Consider the following 18,458-nt stretch of genomic DNA (forward strand, 5'->3'; position numbering starts at 1 on the left):
GGCACAGACATCATGACCATTTTCCTGCACAACTACCTGGGCGGTGTACGCCAGGATGCGGCCGACGCCGTCCACCTGCTCCGCGATCCGGTCACCGGCGAAGCGCTGGCCGCCACCGGCGGCCGCGCCGAAGGACTCGAACAGGGCTTCGCCTTCGCCCGTGACAGCGGACGCGCGGCGCTGCAGGCGATGAGCTACGGCCAGCGCGCCGCCATGCTGGGCGATGTGCTCAAGGTGCTGCAGGCGAACCGCGACGAGTATTATGCGATCGCCCAGGCCAATTCCGGCACCACCCAGGCCGATTCCGCGGTCGACATCGAAGGCGCGGCCTTCACCCTGAACTACTACGCCAAGCTGGGCACCTCGCTGGGCGAAGCCCGCCTGCTGCTCGACGGCTCGGCCGCCGCCCTCGCCCGCGACGGCTCCTTCCAGTCCCAGCACATCCTGGCGCCCGTGCGCGGCCTGGCCCTGTTCATCAATGCCTTCAATTTCCCGGCCTGGGGCTTGTGGGAAAAGGCGGCGCCGGCCTTGCTGTCCGGCGTGCCGGTGGTGATCAAGCCGGCCACCGTCACCGCCTGGCTGACCCAGCGCATGGTGGCGGACGTGATCGAGGCCGGCGTGCTGCCGCCGGGCGCGCTGTCGATCGTGTGCGGTTCATCAAGCGGCCTGCTGGACGCACTCGAAGCCTTCGACGTGCTGTCCTTCACGGGCTCCGCCGACACCGCCGCCTTGATCCGTTCCCACGCCGGCGTGGTGCGCCACTCGATACGCCTGAACATCGAGGCCGACAGCCTGAATTCCTCCATCCTGGCCGAGAGCGCCCAGCCAGGCTCGCCCGCCTTCGAACTCTACGTCAAGGAACTGGTGCGCGAGATGACGACCAAGAGCGGCCAGCGCTGCACCGCGATCCGCCGCGCGCTGGTGCCGGTCCGCCTGTTCGACGCCGTGGCCGAGGCGGTGGGCGCGGGCCTGGCCCAGGTCAGCGTGGGCAATCCGCGCAATCCCGAAGTAAGGATGGGCTCCCTGGTCAGCCGCGAACAGTTCGACAGCGTCCGGAACGGGATCGCCACCCTCGCCGGCGAGGCGCGGGTGCTGCACGACGGCCGCAATCGAGTCCTGGTCGACGCCGACCCGGCGGTGGCCGCCTGCGTGGCGCCGACCCTGCTCGGCCTGCCGGACGGCGATGCCGCGCGCCTGGTGCACGAACACGAAGTCTTCGGCCCGGTCTCGACCCTGCTGGGCTACCGCGACGCCGCGCATGCGCTGGCGCTCAGCCACCGCGGCCTGGGTTCGCTGGTGACCTCCGTGTTCGGCGAGGACGAATCCTGGCTGGCCGCGGCCGCGCCGCTGCTGGCGGCTTCCCACGGCCGGGTGCACCTGGTGACGCCGGACGTGGGCAAGACCCAGACCGGCCACGGCAACGTGATGCCGGCCTCGATCCACGGCGGTCCCGGCCGGGCCGGCGGCGGCGAGGAACTGGGCGGCCTGCGCGGCCTGGCCTTCTACCACCGCCGCAGCGCCGTGCAGGGTTCGCCCTCGGCCCTGGCCTTGACGACGCGCGAGGCGGTCCAGCTTCGTCTGGACTAGGCGGCGCATATATAAAACGGGACGCGTGGACGGCGCGATCCCGGCAAAGGAGACATGATGGACCATCACAGCATCACCTTGCCGAAGCAGTTCAACTTCGCACGGCACATCCTGGCCCTCAACGCCGACCGCGCCGAAAAGACCGCCTTCATCGACGACCGCGGCAGCCTCAGTTACGGCGAACTCGACCGCCGCGTAAGGAGCTTCGCAGCAGGCCTGCTGGCGCGCGGCATCCAGCCGGAGCAGCGCGTGCTGCTGGTGATGCAGGACACGGTGGACCTGCCGGTGGCGCTGCTGGGCGCCATGTTCGCCGGCGTGATCCCGGTGCCGGTCAACACCCTGCTGCCGGCCGCCGACTATGCCTATATGATCGACCACAGCCGCGCCAAGGCCATCGTCGCCAGCGCGGCCCTGCTGCCCTGCGTGCGCGAAGCCCTCGCCGCGGCCCGCGGCAAGCCCGAACTGATCGCCGCCGGCGACGTCGTCGACGCCTCCCTGCCGCACATGGACGCCCTGCTCGACATTGCCCCGCTGGCGGCCGACGCCCACGCCGACACCTGCGCCGACGACTTCGCCTTCTGGCTGTACTCGTCCGGCTCGACCGGCCGCCCGAAAGGCGCGGTGCATTCGCACGCCAACCTGTTCTGGACCGCGGAGCTGTACGCCAAGCCCATCCTCGGCATCAACAGCGAGGACATCGTCTTTTCCGCCGCCAAGCTGTTCTTCGCCTATGGCCTCGGCAACGCCCTGACCTTCCCGCTCAGCGTCGGCGCCACCGTGGTGCTGATGGCGGAGCGCCCGACCCCGCAGGCCGTGTTCGCGCGCCTGACTCGCCACCGCGCGACCATCTTCGGCGGCGTGCCGACCCTGTACGTGGCGATGCTGGCTTCGGCCGCCCCGCCGCCGCGCGAACAGGTGGCGCTGCGGGTCTGCACCTCGGCCGGCGAGGCGCTGCCGCGCGAAGTCGGCCAGGCCTTCCGCGACCACTTCGGCTGCGACATCCTGGATGGCCTGGGATCGACCGAGATGCTGCACATCTTCGTCTCGAACCGCGCCGGCGACGTCCGCTACGGCAGCTCCGGATTCCCGGTGCCCGGCTACGAGGTCGAGCTGCGCGGCGACGACGACCGCCCGGTGGCGTCGGGCGAGATCGGCGACCTGTACGTGCGCGGCCCCAGCGCCGCCCTGCTCTACTGGTCGAACCGCGAAAAGAGCCGCGCCACCTTCCAGGGCGAATGGCTCAAGAGCGGCGACAAGTACATCATGGAGTCCGACGGCCGCCTGGTGTATGCGGGCCGCAGCGACGACATGCTGAAGGTCAGCGGCCAGTACGTGTCGCCGATCGAGGTCGAGGCCGCGCTCACGGCCCACCCGGCGGTGCTCGAGTGCGCCGTGGTCGGCAAGCAGGATGCCGACGGCCTGACCAAGACCGCCGCCTACGTCGTGCTGGGCAAGGACCGCCAGCCCGACGATCTGCTGGCCGACGAGCTGAAGGCCTTCGTCAAGGGACGGCTGGCGCCGCACAAGTATCCGCGCGAGCTGGTGTTCGTGGCCGACCTGCCGAAGACGGCGACCGGCAAGATCCAGCGCTACCGCCTGCGCAGCGCGGTCTGAGGCTGCCATGTCCGCATTCGCCAGGCTGGACCTGGACGGCATCCCGCTGAGCCTCGAATACCAGTGGGTCGGCGCGGCCGAATCGGCGCACCCGACGGTCGTGTTCCTGCACGAGGGCCTGGGCTCGATCGCGCTGTGGAAGGATTTTCCGGAGCGCTTCTGTGCTGCCTGCGGCCTGCGCGGCCTGGTGTACTCGCGCAAGGGCTACGGCCGCTCGACGCCGCGCCCGCACGAGGAGCGCTGGACTGTCGACTTCATGCACCGCCAGGCCTGGCAGGTATTGCCCGCGCTGCTGGCCGAACTGGGCATCGAGCGCCCATGGCTGTTCGGCCACAGCGACGGCGGCTCGATCGCCCTGCTGCATGCGGCGCGCTTCCCGGTCAGCGGCCTGGTGGTGGCCGCGCCCCACATCATGGTCGAGGAGCTGTCGGTGGCATCCATCGCCGAGGCCCGCGCGGCCTACCTGGAAGGCGGCCTGCGCGAGCGCCTGGCGCGCTACCACGACGACATCGACTCGGCCTTCTGGGGCTGGAACGACATCTGGCTGGACCCGGCCTTCCGCGCCTGGGACATCCGCGAACACCTGGCTGCCATCGACGCGCCCATCCTTGCGGTCCAGGGCGAGGACGACGAGTACGGCACGCTGGAACAGATCCACGGCATCGCGAGACTGGCGCCGCAGACGCACCTGCTCGTGCTGCCGGATTGCGGTCACTCGCCTCATCGTGACCAACCCGGGAAGCTCATCGACGAAGCCACCCGGTTCATGATCGGCACCGCCTGATCGCCCCATAACAACGAGGAGACACTTCATGCACCTTCCAGCCACTCTGCGCACCACCGCCGCCGCGGTTGCCCTGTTCGCCGCCGGTCTCGCCGGCGCCCAGAACAATGCCCCGATCAAGGTCGGCTTCATGCTGCCGGCCACCGGCACCTACGCCAATCTCGGCACCATGATCGAGAACGGATTCAAGCTGCACGTCGCCGAACAGGGCGGCAAGCTGGGAGGCCGCGAAGTCCAGTACTTCAAGGTCGACGACGAGTCGGATCCGGCCAAGGCCAGCGACAACGTCAACAAGCTGATCAAGCGCGACAAGGTCGACGTGCTGGTCGGCACCGTGCACTCGGGCGTGGCGGCGACGATGGCCAAGGCGGCCAAGGAAAGCAAGACCATCCTGATCGTGCCGAACGCCGGCGCCGACGTGATCACCGGGCCGATGTGCGGTCCGAACATCTTCCGCACCTCGTTCAGCAACTGGCAGCCGGCTTTCGCGATGGGCAAGGTGGCGGCCGAGCGCGGGCACAAGAAGGTCGTCACCGTCACCTGGAACTACGCGGCCGGCCAGGAATCCGTGAAGGGCTTCACCGAAGCCTTCGAAAAAGGCGGCGGCAAGGTGACCGGCAACCTGACCCTGCCCTTCCCGAACGTCGAGTTCCAGGCCCTGCTGACCCAGATCGCCGCCGACAAGCCGGACGCCGTCTATGTGTTCTTCGCCGGCGGCGGTGCCGTGAAATTCGTGAAGGACTACGTGGCCGCGAGCCTGAACAAGACCATTCCGCTGTACGGCGCCGGCTTCCTGACCGATGGCACCCTCGAAGCCCAGGGCGCCGCCGCCCAGGGCCTGTACACGACCCTGCACTATGCGGACAAGCTGAACACGCCGCGCGACAACGCCTTCCGCGCCGCCTTCACCAAGGCCTATAACCTCGACGCCGACGTCTATGCGGTGCAGGGCTACGACGCCGCCCAGCTGCTGGCGACGGGCCTGAAGAGCGTCGGCGGCGACATCGACGGCAAGCGCGATGCCCTGCTGAAGGCCATGCACACCGCCACGATCGACAGCCCGCGCGGCAAGTTCACGCTGTCGGCGGCCAACAACCCGGTCCAGGACATCTACCTGCGCCAGGTGGTCGGCGGCGACAACGTGGTCAAGGGCGTGGCCATCAAGGCCCTGGCCGACCCGGCGCGCGGCTGCCGTCCGTTCTGATGGATTTCCCGACCTTCCTGGTCCAGTGCCTGAACGCGATCCAGTACGGCTTGCTGCTGTTCCTGGTCGCGAGCGGCCTGACCCTGATCTTCGGCATCATGGGCGTGATCAATCTCGCCCATGGCAGCTTCTACATGACCGGGGCCTACCTGGCCTACCTGCTGGCGCCCATGTTCGGCGACCACTTCATCACCATGCTGGTGGCGGGCATGCTGATGGCGGCCGTCTTCGGCTTCGTGCTCGAATGGGTCTTCTTCAGCTTCCTGTACGGACGCGACCACCTGCAGCAGGTCCTGATGACCTATGCCCTGATCCTGGTGTTCGAAGAGTTGCGCAGCATCCTGGTCGGCAACGAGGTGCACGGGGTGCAGGCGCCAGGCTGGCTGGCCGGCGGCATCTCGCTGGGCGGCATGATGACTTATCCGGCCTATAACCTGTTCGCCTCGGCGGCCTGCCTGGTGGTCGCTTTCGCCCTGTACTGGGTGGTCAACCGCACGCGCCTGGGCATGATGGTGCGCGCCGGCGCCAGCAACCGCGACATGAGCCGCGGCCTGGGCATCAATATCCGCCTGCTGTACCGCGCGGTGTTCGCCGGCGGCGTGGCGCTGGCCGCCCTGGCCGGCATGATCGCGGCGCCCGCCGCCTCGGTCTATCCAGGCATGGGCGGCGGCGTGCTGATCATGTGCTTCGTGGTGGTGGTCATCGGCGGCATCGGCTCGATTTCCGGCGCCCTGCTGGCGGCGCTGCTGGTCGGCTTCGTCGATACCTTCGGCAAGGTCTTCTTCGCGCAACTGTCGGGCATCGGCGTCTATGTGCTGATGGCGGTCATCCTGATCTGGCGCCCCCAGGGCCTGAGAAACAAAGGATTTTGAGATGCATTCTTCCGTCCCCCTTGCGGCAGGCGCCGTCGCACCGCGTGCGCGCTGGCGCGGCGACTGGCTGGCGCCGGCCGCCGTCGCCGTGGTCCTGGCCTTCGCGCCGCTGGTGCTCGAGACCTATTACCAGGAACTGGTGATGAAGATCGTCATCTACGCGATCTTCGCCCTCAGCCTCGAACTGCTGGCCGGCACCACCGGCCTGGTCAGCCTCGGCCACGCGGCCTTCTTCGGCATCGGCGCCTACGCCACCGCGCTGGCCGCGCCCCAGTACGAGGCCGGCTCGCCGCTGCTGCTGCTCGGGCTGTCGATGCTGGCGGCGGCCGCGTATGCGCTGCTGGTCGGCGCGCTCAGCCTGCGCACGCGCGAAGTCTATTTCATCATGGTAACCCTGGCCTTCGCCCAGATGGCCTACTTCGTGTTCCACGACACCCCGATCGGCGGCGGCAGCGACGGCATGTACCTGATGATGCGCCCGGTGCTCAAGGCCGGCGACACGGTGCTGGCCGACTTCGAACAGCCGCTCCACCTCTACTTCGCCGCCCTCGGCCTGCTGGTGCTGTGCTACGCCTTCCTCGCGCTGGTGCTGCGCTCGCGCTTCGGGCATGCGCTGGCGGGCATCCGCATCAACGAGCAGCGCATGCGCGCGGCCGGCTTCCAGACCTACCGCTACAAGCTGGCCGCCTTCGTGCTGGCGGGCGCGCTGGCGGGCGTGGCGGGCTTCCTCTACGTCTCGAAGAACGGCGTGGTCAACCCGGAACTGCTGTCCTGGCACGAATCCGGCGCGGTGCTGATGATGATCATCCTCGGCGGCCTGGGCTCGCTGCGCGGGGCCGTGATCGGCGCCGCCGCCTTCGTGCTGCTCAAGGAATTCTATTCGTCCGAAGCGCTGCTCGGCCCGGCCATCGCCGGGCGCTGGCAACTGACCCTCGGCCTGACCATGATCGCCTTCGTCGCCCTGCTGCCGAAGGGGCTGGTCGGCATCGGCCGGCGCTTCTCCCTCAAGCGGAGCCGCCCATGAGCGACCAGACCAGGAGCGCCACTCCCCTGATGCAGGCCAGCGGCCTGACGCGCCGCTTCGGCGGCCTGGTCGCCGTCGACGGCGTCTCGATCGACCTGCACCGCGGGCAGGTGCACGCGGTGATCGGCACCAACGGCGCCGGCAAGTCGACCCTGATCAACCTGCTGTCCGGCGAGATCCCGCTGTCCTCCGGCGAGATCCGCCTCGACGGCAGGGACATCACCGGGCTGTCGCAGCCGCGCCGCGCGCGCTCGGGCGTCGGGCGCAGCTACCAGCGCACCACGATCTTCCCGGCCCTGTCTGTGCTGGAGAACTGCCGGCTCGCGGCCCAGGCCGCGCGCCAGAAGCCCTGGAGCCTGTGGCAGGGCGCCCAGTCCTGCCGCGCCAGCCTCGAGGCGGCGCGCGCCGCGCTGGACGCCACCGGCCTGGCCGACGCCCTCCACCTGAACGCCGGCAGCATGAGCCACGGGAAGAAGCGCCAGCTCGAAATCGCCATGTGCCTCGCCACCACGCCCCAGGTGCTGCTGCTCGACGAGCCGCTGGCCGGCATGGGCGCCGAGGAGAGCGAACGCATGCTGGCCATGCTGGAGCGCCTGCGCCCCGGCCATGCCATCCTGCTGGTCGAGCACGACATGGATGCGGTATTCCGCGTGGCCGACCGCATCACGGTGATGGTCAACGGCGCCGTGATCGCCAGCGGCTCGCCCGCCGACGTGCGCTCCAGCCCCGAGGTGCAGCGCGCCTACCTGGGCGACGCCCATGCCTGAACCGTCCACGCCCCGACACCGAGAGGTTTGCCTTGCTCCAGATTAGCGCACTGAACACCTATTACGGCGACAGCCACATCCTGCAGGGGGTCGATCTCGAGATCGCGCCGGGCACCGCGGTCGGCCTGCTCGGCCGCAACGGCATGGGCAAGACCACCCTGATCCGCTCGCTGATGGGCTATGTGCCGGCGGCGTCCGGCACGGTGAGCTGGCGCGGGCGCGAGGTAACGGGCAATGCGCCCGAACGCATGGCGCGGCTCGGCATCGGCTACGTGCCCGAAGGGCGCGGCATCTTCCCCAACCTGTCGGTGCGCGAGAACCTGGTGATGACGGCGCGCCGCGGCCCCGGCGGGCGCAATGACTGGACTTACGAGCGCGTGCTGGACACCTTCCCCCGCCTGGCCGAGCGTCTCGGCCACGGCGGCCACCAGCTGTCCGGCGGCGAGCAGCAGATGCTGTCGATCGGCCGCGCGCTGATGACGAATCCGGACCTGATGATCCTCGACGAGGCGACCGAAGGCCTGGCCCCGCTGATCGTGGCGGAGATCTGGCGCGTGATCGCGGAGATCGGCAAGACCGGCATCGGCACACTGATCGTCGACCGCAACTACCATGCGGTGCTCTCGCATACCGATTCCGCGGTGGTGCTGGAAAAGGGCCAGGTGGTGGCGCGCGGCGGCTCGGCCGGGCTGCTGGCCGAACCGGACACGCTGGCGCGCTATCTGGGGGTGTGATCGCTTCAGGGCTGCGCGGGTCCGACGGCGCCGCCAGCAAGGAGTCAGGCGCGGATCAGGAGCGAGGCAGGGCCCGCTCCTTGATGATGCCGCGGTACACGAGGAAGGTGGCGACCAGGCTGATCGCGCCGGCGAGCGCCATCCAGTAGCCGGGTGCCGCCTTGTCGCCGGTGGCTTCGATCAGCCAGGTCGACACCAGCGGCGTCAGGCCGCCGAACAGCGCCGTCGCCAGGCTGTAGGCCAGCGAGAAGCCGGTGGTGCGCACCTGGACCGGGATGATCTCGGTGAGCGCGGCGATGGTGGCGCCGTTATAGCTGCCGTACAGGAAGGACAGCCACAGCTCGATCATGACCATGTTGCCGAAGCTCGGATGGGCGATCAGCCAGGACAGCGCGGGATAGGCCGTCAGCGCCGCCAGCGCCGAGCAGACCGCCATCACCGGCCAGCGGCCGATACGGTCCGAGAGCGCGCCCATGACCGGCAGCCAGATGAAATTCGACAGGCCGACGCACAGGGTCACCAGCAGGCTGTCCGTGGTGCTCAGGTGGAGCACGCTCTTGCCGAAGGTCGGGGTGTACACCGTGATCAGGTAGAAGGCGACGGTCGTCATCACCACCAGCATGGTGCCGGCCGCGACCAGCGGCCAGTTCCAGGCGATGGTGCGCATCATCTGGCGGAAGGTGGGGTGCGACTTTTGCGCCAGGTAGGCTTCGGTCTCCTGCAACGAACGGCGGATGTAGAACACCACCGGAATGATCGAGCAGCCGATGAAGAAGGGAATCCTCCAGCCCCAGTCGGCGATGACGTCCTTCGGCATGGCGTTGTTGAGGCCATAGCCCAGCGCGGCGGCGAAGATCACGGCCACCTGCTGGCTGGCCGACTGCCAGCTGACGTAGAAGCCCTTGTTGCCGGGCGTCGCCATCTCGGACAGGTAGACCGAGACGCCACCCAGTTCCACGCCCGCCGAAAAGCCCTGCAGCAGGCGGCCGATCAGCACCAGCAGCGGCGCCAGCAGGCCGATGGTGGCATAGCCGGGCACGAAGGCGATCAGCGCCGTGCCGGACGCCATGATCCCGAGCGTCAGCACCAGGCCCTTGCGGCGGCCGATGCGGTCGATATAGCTGCCCAGGACGATGGCGCCCAGCGGACGCATGAAGAAGCCGGCGCCGAAGGTGGCGAAGGTCATCATCAGCGCGGCGTACTCGCTGGTGCTCGGGAAGAAGGCCTTGGCGATCTGGTGCGCGTAGAAGCCGAACAGGAAGAAATCGTACATTTCGATGAAGTTCCCGCTCGTGACCCGGATGACGGCGCCCAGCCTGGACGGGGCGCGCGCCGGCGGGGACACGGCCGGCGCCGCATGGTTCGCGTTGACGGTGGATTCGATGGACATGATGAGCTCCGCGGAAGGTTGATCAGTGGGCCGCGGCGGCCGGTTCCAGCCCGGTCGCCTCGATGGCGCCGGCGTTCGACGGCGCGGCGAGGAAGCGCAGCAGGGCCCGGGCGGCGTCCGGATGGCGGCTGCCGCGCACCACGGCGCCGGAGAATTCCGTCTTCAGCTGCACTTCCTGCGGCAGCAGGCCGACGATGTCGATGCCCTGCACGGGTTTCAGTTCGCTGCGCTGCTGGCAGCCGAAATCGGCCTCGCCGTGGGCGATGATCTCGCCGACCGGGGTCGCCGGAATCTGGGCCGCCCGGCCTTCCATCTGCTTGCGGATGCCGAGCTTGTCCAGCAGCTGGCGCCGGATGTATTCGCCGCTCGCGCTGTCCGAATAGGCCACGCGCGGCGCGGCCAGGAAGGCGGCGCGCAGGGCGTCGACGGTGCCGATGTCCGGCCTGGCGGCGCCATGGCGGACCGCGCAGGCGATCGGCGAATTGGCGAGGACCACCTTGCTGCCCGGTTCGAGGCGGCCTTCGGCCATCAGCTTGTCGAGGGCGTCGCCGACCATGATGACGACGTCGATCGGCTCGCCGCGCTCCAGCCGCGCCGGGATCGCGTTCTTCGTCGCGCCCATCGAAGGGCCCCATGCGGAGACCAGGTGGTCGCCGCTGGCGCGCTCGTAAGGCGCGGCCAGGTCCTTGTAGGCCTGGGCGAAACCGCCCGAGCTGACGACGTAGAGATCGGTGGCGTGGGCGGCATGAGTGGAAGCGGTAGCCAGTGCAAGCGCGGCCAGCGCCGTCATCGCGGTGTTTTTCAGGTAGTGTGAACGCATGGCGGTCTCCTTGTATCGGTTATTGGTTAAAACTTCTGCATGAGGCCCAGCGTCAGGCCGGTGCCGTGGCGGTCGTTGGGACGGGAAGCGGTCAGGCCCGCGGCGTCGCCGCGCCAGACCGTGTAATCGGCTTCGAGGTAGGCGGTGGTGCGCGGCGCCAGCGTCTCTTCGACGAACAGGAAGCCGCGGTCGAAGCCGTCGTCGGGCAGGCCGGTGGCTTCGCGCCGCACCGCGTACCAGGCGGTGGTCACGAGCAGGCTCTGTCCCAGGGCGCGGCTCAGGCCCGCGGACAGCACGCGCTGGTGCACGCTTTTATCCGTTCCCGTCACGGCCACGTTGCGCGCGGCGTTGGCCTTGAACTGCCAGGCGCCCTGCTTGAGCGCCGCGCCGATGGTCCAGGCGTCGAGCGGCATGCCCTCGCGGCTGCGGAATTGCGTGGTCGCCCCGGAGACCGTCCAGTCCGGGCGCTGGTAGGCCAGGGCCACGCCGTGGCTCGACGATGCCGCCGCGTCGCCCGGCACCTCGCCGAAGGAATAGGCGGCGCGTGCCTGCCAGGGGCCGAGGTTGCCGATGTACTTGACCGTGTTGTCGAGGCGGTAGAAGTTGTCCGCGTAGCCGCTCGGCCCGTACTGGCGCCCGAATGCGTGCGTACCGAAGGCGGTGTTGCTCAGGCCCGCGATATTGATGTTCGGGTTGAAGGAGGCGTCGCGTTTGCCGAGCGGATCGACGGGGATGAGCGCGTCGGACAGGAGGTTGGGCTGGCGTCCCAGGGCCAGCGTGCCGTAGGGGGAGTCGAGCCCGGCCCAGGCCAGGCGGTCGAACATGCGGTCGCTCTTGGCCGAGGTGCCGGTATCGGCATTGATGCCGCCTTCGAGCCGGAACAGGGCTTTCCAGCCGCCGCCCAGCGATTCCTGGCCCTTGAAGCCCCAGCGGCTGGTGTTGTCGACGCCGCTGCTGACGGCGGTCGCCGTGCCCGGCGTGGCGGGCGTGTTCTTGGCGCTCAGGCCGCTGGTGGCGCGCAGGCCGAGGTCGGCGATGYCGTACAGCTCGACGCTGCTCTGGGCCAGGCAGGCGCCGCTCGACACGAGCAGGGCCGCAAGGATGCATGATTGACGCACTTTGTCTCCGTATGAAAAGCCTTCTTGGCGAGGCTGGTTGCTTATTGCTTATTGCGCCAATCATGCTTCATACGGGTTCATTTGATAATTGCAATTTCCCAGCGTATTCTTGCGCCATGCGCATCAATTACGATATCCACGACTTGCAGGCCTTCGTTGCCGTGGCCGAGCGCGGCAGCTTTCGCCAGGCCGCGGACGACCTGTTCCTGTCGCAATCGGCGCTCAGCCGCCGCATCGACAAGCTGGAGGACAGCCTGGGCGTGAAGCTGTTCGAGCGCACCACCCGCCGCGTGCGCCTGACCAATGTGGGCCAGACCTTCCTCGTGAACGTGCGCACCGCGCTCGACGACCTCGAAGACGCGGTGCTGGGCGTCGCCGACCTCGCGGCCCACCGCACCGGCACCGTTACCCTCGCCTGCGTGCCGACCGCCGTCTGGCATTTCCTGCCGGAGGTACTGAAACGCTTCAGCGCGCGCTTCCCGCGCATCCGCGTGCGCGTGCACGACGAGAGCGCGCAGGACGTGCTGAACCTGGTGCTGAACGGTGAGGCCGACTTCGGCATCAACTTCGCCGGCGCCGAGAACCCGGAGATCGTGTTCGAAGCGATCTATGTGGAGAGCTATGTGCTGGCGATGCGGCGCGACCATCCGCTGGCGGCGCGCAAGGTGCTGAGCTGGAAGGAGACGGTCGACGAACGCTATATCTCGGTCGCCAAGTCGAGCGGCAACCGCAGCGTGATCGACGCCGCGCTGGCCGGCGTGGAAAAGCATCCCCTCATCTTCTGCGAGGTCAACCACGTGTCCGGCGTGCTGGCCCTGGTCGAAGCGGGCATGGGCGTGGCCGCGGTGCCCGGCCTGTCCGTGCTGCCGGAGCGGCTGGAGGGCATCGTCGGCGTGCCGCTGGTGAATCCGGAAATCAAGCGCACCCTGGGCCTGATCAGCAAGCGCAATCACAGCATGGCGCCGGCGGCGCGCACCCTGTTCGAGATGCTGTCCGAAGCGCTGCTGAAGCGCCCGGCCGCAAGCTGATTCAGCCCGCCTCCACCGGCGCCGAAGCAGCCAGTGGATCGAGCGTGGAACCGTCCGCCGCCCGCACGTTGCTCACCTCGAGCGTGTACTCGCCGGGCGCGAGGTCGACCACGAGGGCGACCGCCGCCGGGCGCCGCGGATGGACCTGCACCGCCCGCACCGCCGCCGCCGGATGGATGCGGTAGTTGTGCGGATTGCCGGCACCGTGCGGATGCACCGCGTCGCTGAAGGAGATGTTCAGCTGTCCGCTAGCTCCGTCGTAGCTGGCCGACACCACCTGCAGGCCGCCGGGCGTCGGCCCGCCGACGCAGCGCGGCAGTTCCTCGCCCTCGACGGCGGCGCGCATCGCCTCCAGCAGGCATTCCAGTGACTCGACGTCGGCCGGCCGGTCCTGCTTGCCAATCAGCGCCGCGACCAGTTCGCCCAGCTGGCGCGTCCCGGCCTGCATGGTCTCGCGCCAGGCGTTGCCGCCCTGGAGCGCACTGCCGGCGACCACGGCGATGCCTTCGTACAGTGCGCGCCCGGTTCCCGGCGGTTTATCGAGCGGCCGCGAGCCGCCCTGGTCCGCCAGACAGGCGGCGCCGAAGGCCAGCGCCACCGCCATCGCGCCGTCGTACAGGGCTTCCAGGCGCAGGAGTCCACCGCCAATGACGACGGTCTTCTGGCCGTATTCGGTGAACGCGAACACGTTCGGACGCTGGCTGGTCCAGTCGACGTGAAAGCGGATGCCGGGACAGAAGGTCGCGTAAAGACGCGAGTAGTAGGCCGCCATCCAGCGGTTGGTGGCGTCCGACATCGGCCGCGCCGGCACGTCCGGCTCGAGCAGCCGCGCCTCCTGCCTGGGCGTGAACAGCGTCGCCGCGCGCGGCGGGATGACGGTGGCCGACTCGATGTCGGGCACGAACTCCGGATGCACGACCGGACCGGCGTCCAGGTCGACGGCGGCGCCGAAAGCCGAGCGGCACACCGTGGCGTGGCGGGATCGGTAGGCCGCGGTGCCGACCGCCGGATGGTCGGCGCCGGACGCCAGGTGAGGCTGCATCGACTCGGCATGCTGGTAGCGCTGGAGCGCGAAGTCGCCGCAGACGACGCCGTTGACGATGATGAAGTGCTTGTCCAGGCTGCCGAGGAATTCCCCATAGTCCGGCACCACGGTCGCGATATGGTGCACGGCGCCGAAATAGCTGCCGCTGTGAATGCGCGCGACCGGCACCGCCCGCCCTTGCGGATCGACCAGGCAGTCGGTCCCCGGCACCAGCTGGTCCGCGCGTTTCAGGATGCCGCCGTCGGCCAGCAGGAACAGCTGGTTGGGCGAAGCCACCATGGCCTGGCGACGCCCGCCCGGCTGCTGGCCGCCGTACTCGATATAGAACATCACGTTGCCGATACCCGTGGTGTTCGGCGGTGAACCGGCACTGAACTGCACTTCGCGGGCCGACCATTCCCATTCCACGCCATGGCGGACGGCGGTCAGCACCTGGTTGCCGATCGCGATCTCGTCCATCGGCCGGTTGCCGCCCGGGACCGCGACCAGTGCGGTGGAAGCGAAGTAAGGCCAGCCGCCCTCGGCGGATTTCAGGCTCCAGGCCTGGCGATGGCGCTTGCACTCGTCCCCGCTGTGCGGCGGCCGGTCGGTGGTCGATGTCATGCTGTTTCCCCTTGCTTGATTGACGGCGGACGAACTGTAGGGGAATCGCCGTGTAGTTACCTTCCGGTTTCCTTCCGGATGTTAAGTTTCTGATTTTAAAGAATAAAAAGAAACGGGCCGCGACAGTGCGCGGCCCGCTTTTTCATGCAGGAAGAATCGAAAGTCCGTGCATCACGGCGGGACCGGGGTGTTGTCTTCCTGCGGATCGAAGCGGACCACCGCGCCCGTCAGGGTGTTCGTGTACACGATGAAGAACTTGAAGGTCTCGGCGACGGGCAGGTTCGGGAACAGCGTCATCACCGACTGCCCGGCCGGGCCGGGGATGGTTTCCAGCGCCGGTGCGCCGGCCGGATTCGGCTCGACGCCGGTGATCGTCCAGCCGTTCAGGCTGGACTGGTAATCCAGCAGGAACAGCGTGTTGGTCGCGCGCGTCTGGTCCAGGTGGCACCTCGACGTGGCGGTGCGCGTGACGCCGTCGACCGGCGACCAGTAGCTGTACCTGACCTGGGCGTCGTCCGCGCTGCGGCCGCAGATCGCGATCGTGACGCTGCGTTGTGGTGTAGCCGTCTTCATGACTTCCCTTTCGTTTTGCTTTGTAAAGACAGGAATTGCAGATAGCCGCGGTCGGCGAAGCCGAAGCTCTTCAGGCGCCCGGCCGCCTGCCCGGCGGGACCGTCCTGGCCGAGACAGAAGTTGGCCCTGACCCAGGGCTCGAGCACATAGTAGTCGCGCGAGGACGGCGCGTCCGGCCCCAGCATGTCGACGACGCCACGGCAGGCCGTGCGCGCCGCGGCGCCGTCGCCCGCGGCATTGTCGACGTCGGCCGACACCAGCAAGGCCCGGATCAGGGCCTGTGCCAGGGTCTTGTTGGCCTTGTTGGCGGCGTGGAGTTCACGCAGCCGCGCCACCGCAGCCTGGATTTCTTCGCGTGCGGGCCCGGCCCGGCCGTCCTGCAGCAGCAGTTCCGCCAGCCAGGCCTGGGTCAGGCCCGCCGTGCGCGCCCAGGTGGCGTTTTTCGGATCCCTTGCCGCCAGGCCGGCCATGCGCGCATGCAGGTCCCGCATCGCGGCGACGGCGCGGGCGCTGCCTTCGGTGCGCGCCATGATGACCAGCTCCTGCAGTTCCAGCCCACCGGCTTCGGCCTGCCAGCCGAGGTTCTTCTCGTCCGCCTTCGCAAGGCCTGCCATCAGCAGGCGGGCGGCCCGGTAGTCCTGCAGCGCCGCCTCGTCCTGACCCTGTGCCAGGCGGTTGGCGGCCCGGTGCTGGAGCGCCCAGGCCTCGCTCCTGGTCCACCGCGCCTCGTCCGGCGCGGCCGCCCGCAAGCGCTGGACGATCGCCATCTCCTGCTGGTACAGCGCGCCCGAGGCGCTCAGTTCACCGAGCGCCTGCCTGGCGGCGCCCAGCCAGGAATAGCTGTCGCCCAGCTCGTTCAGCAGCATCCTGTCATCCGGCTGGCGCTCGAGCACACGGCGCTTGAGGGCGATCGACTGTTCGAATTCACGCGCCGCGGTCTGGGGATCGCCACCCGAAACGGCCAGCGAGCCGAGATTGTTGCGGGCGTAGGACTGCTCCATCCACCACGTCACGTTGTCTGGCTCGAGGCGGTTCAGGTCGTCGCTGAAGCGGCGATAGTCCTGCCAGTGCGCGGCAGCCTTGCCGAAGTCGCTGCGGTCCTTCGCCACCTGCCCAAGCCAATACGCATTCACACCCAGGTTCTTGAGCACCTCGACGTTCGCCGGCGCGCGGCCATGCTGTTCCATGAGAATGCGCTGGCCCGCGTCCAGCGCCTGCACCGCGCCTTTGGAATCGCCGCGCGCGCGGCGCACTTCGGCGATGACCTGCAGCGCCTGCGCGCGCTGCGCCAGCGCGGTCATGCTCGACTCCTGTTCGCCCCTGGCGCCGAGGTAGTCGAGGGCCTTGGTGCTGACGCCGTCGAGCAGGTCGAGGCGGCCGAGAGGGCGCAGCTTGTCCGCGAAGTCGCCCAGCATATAGCCCATCAGGCCTTCGGCCTCGAGGCGGCGCTGCTCGGCCAGCTTGCGCGAGGCGGTGGCGCTGATGCCCAGCGCCAGCGCCAGCAGCGCGAGCACGACGATGCTGCCCATGGCAATCAGTCGCAGGCGCTCGCCGCTGCGCGCGCGGTGCAGCGACAGGCGGATCAGCTGCGCCTGGTCTTGGCTCAGGGCGAACTGGCCGGAGTCCTGCAGCGCCCGCGCCGCTTCCAGCTGTTTACCGCGCGGCAGCAGCAGCTCGGCGCTGCGCCCTTCGCGCACCCAGCGCGCGGTCTGGTTGGCCAGCCGCGCATGCTCCAGCAAGGCGCTCTTGTGGACCTCGATCCATTCGCGCATGCGCGGCCAGCGCCGCAGGATGGCTTCGTGGGCGATGCCGAAACCGGGCACCTCGCCCAGCAGCTCGCTGACGAACAGGCGCGATTCGACCAGGGCGTCGACCACCCGGCGCTCGGCCTCGCCGCGCAGCGCCGACCACCGCGCCCGGCGGCTGGTCACGGTCTCCTCGTTGGCGGCGATGACCACCACCAGCGACATGACGCGCTCCAGCGCGGCCTTTTGCGCCTCGTCGAAGCGGGCGACCACCTGCTCGGCGCGCTGGGCGATCGCGCCCTCGACGCCGCCGAGCTGGCGGAAGGCGTCGAAACCCAGCTCGCCGCTGTCGCTGCGCAGGGCATACAGCTCCTGCAGGCAGTACTGCAGAAGCGGCAAGGCGTCCGGGCTGGCGGCGCTTTCGCACAGCACGTCGTCCAGGCGCGCCTGGGTCTGCGGATCGGTACCGAAGGAGAGCCCGGCGGCGGCCACCGGCAGCCGGATGATCTGGGCGATCTCGGCGAAGGTGGGCGGCGCCAGGTCGAAGTGGGCGCCATTCGGCTTCCCGTCCATCAGCAGCGGGTGGCGGGCGATGTGCGGATAAAAATCGTTGCGGCAGCCGATCACCAGCAGGGCCGCGCCGCTGCGCGCCAGGGCCTCGATGGTCCCCAGCAGCGCGTCGCGTTCCGCGTCAAGACAGCGGCCCGGCGCGAACAGGGCCTCGGCGTGGTCGATGAAGATGCCGAAGCGCAGCTGGCCGTAGTCGCCCTGCCCCGCGGCCAGGGCTTGCGCCAGCTGGCGCAGCACGCCTTCGCGGTCCCGCTCCAGTCGGCTGGCGAGGGACATCGCGCTGTCGCCGGGGAACACGCCGTCATCGCCGGCCTGCAGGTCGAGCATGGCGCCGGCCAGGGCGACCAGCAGGCTCTGCTCGCCCTGCTCGGCGAGATCGAAGACGGTGGTGGACAGCAGGGCCGCTTCGCCGCCGCGCAGCGCCGGCGCCAGCGCCGGGAACAGGCCGGCGCGGACCAGCGAGGACTTGCCCGAGCCGCTGGGCCCGAGCACGAGTTGCAGCGCCAGCCCCGCCCCGATCTGGGCCTCCACCGACTTCAGGAGCCGGCGGATGGCCTCGTCGCGGCCGAAGAAGACCTGGGCATGCGTTTCATCGAAGGCGGCCAGCCCGCGGAACGGGGTCCGGTCCGCCCACCTGCCGGCCRTCCCCTGCCCCGATTTGCCGAAGCTGACCGGGGCCAGGGTGCGGTAGCCGCGCTTGCGCACGGTTTCGATGTAGCTGGGCGCACTGGCGGTGTCGCCGAGCAGGCGCCGCAGCTGGGCGAGGATCTTGTGGACGGGATTGTCGCCGTAGACGTCGGTGCGCCAGCATTGCGCCAGCAGCTCATCGGCGCTGACGATCTTGCCGGCCGCCTTGCACAGCACCACGAGCACTTCCATGGCCCGCGGCTCCATCTGCCGGCGTTCCCCCGATTGGTGAATGCTGTTGGTCGAGGGGTCGACCACCCATTCGCCAAAGAGAAATTGCTGTGATTCCATTA

15 protein-coding genes are annotated in these 18,458 nt (G+C 69.1%); 9 read left to right on the forward strand and 6 right to left on the reverse strand.

Features of this window, described 5'->3' with window-relative positions; genetic code table 11:
• Positions 1-12 precede the first annotated feature (12 nt).
• From AC1DIX_RS10000 to AC1DIX_RS10035, 8 genes are read left to right on the forward strand one after another with little or no spacing between them, the layout of a single operon-like run.
• A complete protein-coding gene (locus tag AC1DIX_RS10000) occupies positions 13-1,587 on the forward strand; it encodes a 3,4-dehydroadipyl-CoA semialdehyde dehydrogenase (protein ID WP_477323990.1) in 1,575 nt (524 codons plus the stop codon).
• A gap of 54 nt (positions 1,588-1,641) precedes the next feature.
• Entirely contained in the window at positions 1,642-3,201 is a 1,560-nt protein-coding gene (locus tag AC1DIX_RS10005; RefSeq protein ID WP_477323992.1) for a benzoate-CoA ligase family protein, read from the forward strand.
• 7 nt (positions 3,202-3,208) lie between these two features.
• The gene (locus tag AC1DIX_RS10010) at positions 3,209-3,985 is read left to right on the forward strand and encodes an alpha/beta fold hydrolase (protein WP_477323994.1); all 777 of its coding nucleotides are present in this window, start codon (positions 3,209-3,211) and stop codon (positions 3,983-3,985) included.
• Positions 3,986-4,013: 28 nt separating this feature from the next.
• Positions 4,014-5,189: an ABC transporter substrate-binding protein gene (locus AC1DIX_RS10015; protein WP_477323996.1), complete on the forward strand. Its 1,176-nt coding sequence runs from the start codon at positions 4,014-4,016 to the stop codon at positions 5,187-5,189.
• Entirely contained in the window at positions 5,189-6,061 is an 873-nt protein-coding gene (locus AC1DIX_RS10020; protein ID WP_477323998.1) for a branched-chain amino acid ABC transporter permease, read from the forward strand. The genes AC1DIX_RS10015 and AC1DIX_RS10020 overlap by 1 nt, the downstream gene beginning before the upstream one ends.
• A gap of 1 nt (position 6,062) precedes the next feature.
• Positions 6,063-7,085 (forward strand): branched-chain amino acid ABC transporter permease, encoded by a 1,023-nt coding sequence (locus tag AC1DIX_RS10025; protein WP_477324000.1) that lies wholly within the window; start codon positions 6,063-6,065, stop codon positions 7,083-7,085.
• Complete coding sequence (locus tag AC1DIX_RS10030; protein ID WP_477324002.1) at positions 7,082-7,852, forward strand: ABC transporter ATP-binding protein; 771 nt, start codon at positions 7,082-7,084, stop codon at positions 7,850-7,852. Before AC1DIX_RS10025 ends, AC1DIX_RS10030 begins: the two co-directional genes overlap by 4 nt.
• Before the next feature lie 32 nt (positions 7,853-7,884).
• Entirely contained in the window at positions 7,885-8,586 is a 702-nt protein-coding gene (locus tag AC1DIX_RS10035; RefSeq protein ID WP_477324004.1) for an ABC transporter ATP-binding protein, read from the forward strand.
• Positions 8,587-8,641: 55 nt separating this feature from the next.
• Here the strand turns inward: AC1DIX_RS10035 and tcuC are convergent, their stop codons facing one another.
• The 3 genes from tcuC to AC1DIX_RS10050 all read right to left on the reverse strand — a co-directional run bounded on the left by tcuC (position 8,642) and on the right by AC1DIX_RS10050 (position 11,914).
• Positions 8,642-9,859 carry a tricarballylate/proton symporter TcuC gene (gene tcuC, locus AC1DIX_RS10040; protein WP_477324068.1) on the reverse strand — a complete coding sequence of 406 codons (1,218 nt, stop codon included), beginning with the start codon at positions 9,857-9,859 and terminating at the stop codon, positions 8,642-8,644.
• A gap of 139 nt (positions 9,860-9,998) precedes the next feature.
• The gene (locus tag AC1DIX_RS10045; protein WP_477324006.1) at positions 9,999-10,796 is read right to left on the reverse strand and encodes a substrate-binding domain-containing protein; all 798 of its coding nucleotides are present in this window, start codon (positions 10,794-10,796) and stop codon (positions 9,999-10,001) included.
• Between the two features lie 26 nt (positions 10,797-10,822).
• Positions 10,823-11,914 carry a porin gene (locus tag AC1DIX_RS10050; protein WP_477324008.1) on the reverse strand — a complete coding sequence of 364 codons (1,092 nt, stop codon included), beginning with the start codon at positions 11,912-11,914 and terminating at the stop codon, positions 10,823-10,825.
• Between the two features lie 116 nt (positions 11,915-12,030).
• Between AC1DIX_RS10050 and AC1DIX_RS10055 the strand changes: the two genes are divergently transcribed.
• The gene (locus AC1DIX_RS10055; protein WP_477324010.1) at positions 12,031-12,942 is read left to right on the forward strand and encodes a LysR family transcriptional regulator; all 912 of its coding nucleotides are present in this window, start codon (positions 12,031-12,033) and stop codon (positions 12,940-12,942) included.
• Between the two features lies 1 nt (position 12,943).
• Here the strand turns inward: AC1DIX_RS10055 and AC1DIX_RS10060 are convergent, their stop codons facing one another.
• The 3 genes from AC1DIX_RS10060 to AC1DIX_RS10070 form a co-directional block, all read right to left on the reverse strand.
• Positions 12,944-14,590: a hypothetical protein gene (locus AC1DIX_RS10060; RefSeq protein WP_477324012.1), complete on the reverse strand. Its 1,647-nt coding sequence runs from the start codon at positions 14,588-14,590 to the stop codon at positions 12,944-12,946.
• Positions 14,591-14,761: 171 nt separating this feature from the next.
• A complete protein-coding gene (locus AC1DIX_RS10065; protein WP_477324014.1) occupies positions 14,762-15,163 on the reverse strand; it encodes a hypothetical protein in 402 nt (133 codons plus the stop codon).
• The gene (locus AC1DIX_RS10070) at positions 15,160-18,456 is read right to left on the reverse strand and encodes an nSTAND1 domain-containing NTPase (RefSeq protein WP_477324016.1); all 3,297 of its coding nucleotides are present in this window, start codon (positions 18,454-18,456) and stop codon (positions 15,160-15,162) included. Before AC1DIX_RS10070 ends, AC1DIX_RS10065 begins: the two co-directional genes overlap by 4 nt.
• Positions 18,457-18,458: the final 2 nt, after the last annotated feature.

Source organism: Massilia sp. 05N420 (assembly GCF_056397205.1).

Excerpts from the sequence above, each read along its gene's own strand:
- tcuC (WP_477324068.1), bottom strand. The coding sequence starts at position 9,859 with ATGTACGATTTCTTCCTGTTCGGCTTCTACGCGCACCAGATCGCCAAG.
- AC1DIX_RS10055 (WP_477324010.1), top strand. The coding sequence starts at position 12,031 with ATGCGCATCAATTACGATATCCACGACTTGCAGGCCTTCGTTGCCGTG.
- AC1DIX_RS10065 (WP_477324014.1), bottom strand. The coding sequence starts at position 15,163 with ATGAAGACGGCTACACCACAACGCAGCGTCACGATCGCGATCTGCGGC.
- AC1DIX_RS10060 (WP_477324012.1), bottom strand. The coding sequence starts at position 14,590 with ATGACATCGACCACCGACCGGCCGCCGCACAGCGGGGACGAGTGCAAG.
- AC1DIX_RS10020 (WP_477323998.1), top strand. The coding sequence starts at position 5,189 with ATGGATTTCCCGACCTTCCTGGTCCAGTGCCTGAACGCGATCCAGTAC.
- AC1DIX_RS10025 (WP_477324000.1), top strand. The coding sequence starts at position 6,063 with ATGCATTCTTCCGTCCCCCTTGCGGCAGGCGCCGTCGCACCGCGTGCG.
- AC1DIX_RS10005 (WP_477323992.1), top strand. The coding sequence starts at position 1,642 with ATGATGGACCATCACAGCATCACCTTGCCGAAGCAGTTCAACTTCGCA.
- AC1DIX_RS10045 (WP_477324006.1), bottom strand. The coding sequence starts at position 10,796 with ATGCGTTCACACTACCTGAAAAACACCGCGATGACGGCGCTGGCCGCG.
- AC1DIX_RS10030 (WP_477324002.1), top strand. The coding sequence starts at position 7,082 with ATGAGCGACCAGACCAGGAGCGCCACTCCCCTGATGCAGGCCAGCGGC.
- AC1DIX_RS10015 (WP_477323996.1), top strand. The coding sequence starts at position 4,014 with ATGCACCTTCCAGCCACTCTGCGCACCACCGCCGCCGCGGTTGCCCTG.
- AC1DIX_RS10000 (WP_477323990.1), top strand. The coding sequence starts at position 13 with ATGACCATTTTCCTGCACAACTACCTGGGCGGTGTACGCCAGGATGCG.
- AC1DIX_RS10010 (WP_477323994.1), top strand. The coding sequence starts at position 3,209 with ATGTCCGCATTCGCCAGGCTGGACCTGGACGGCATCCCGCTGAGCCTC.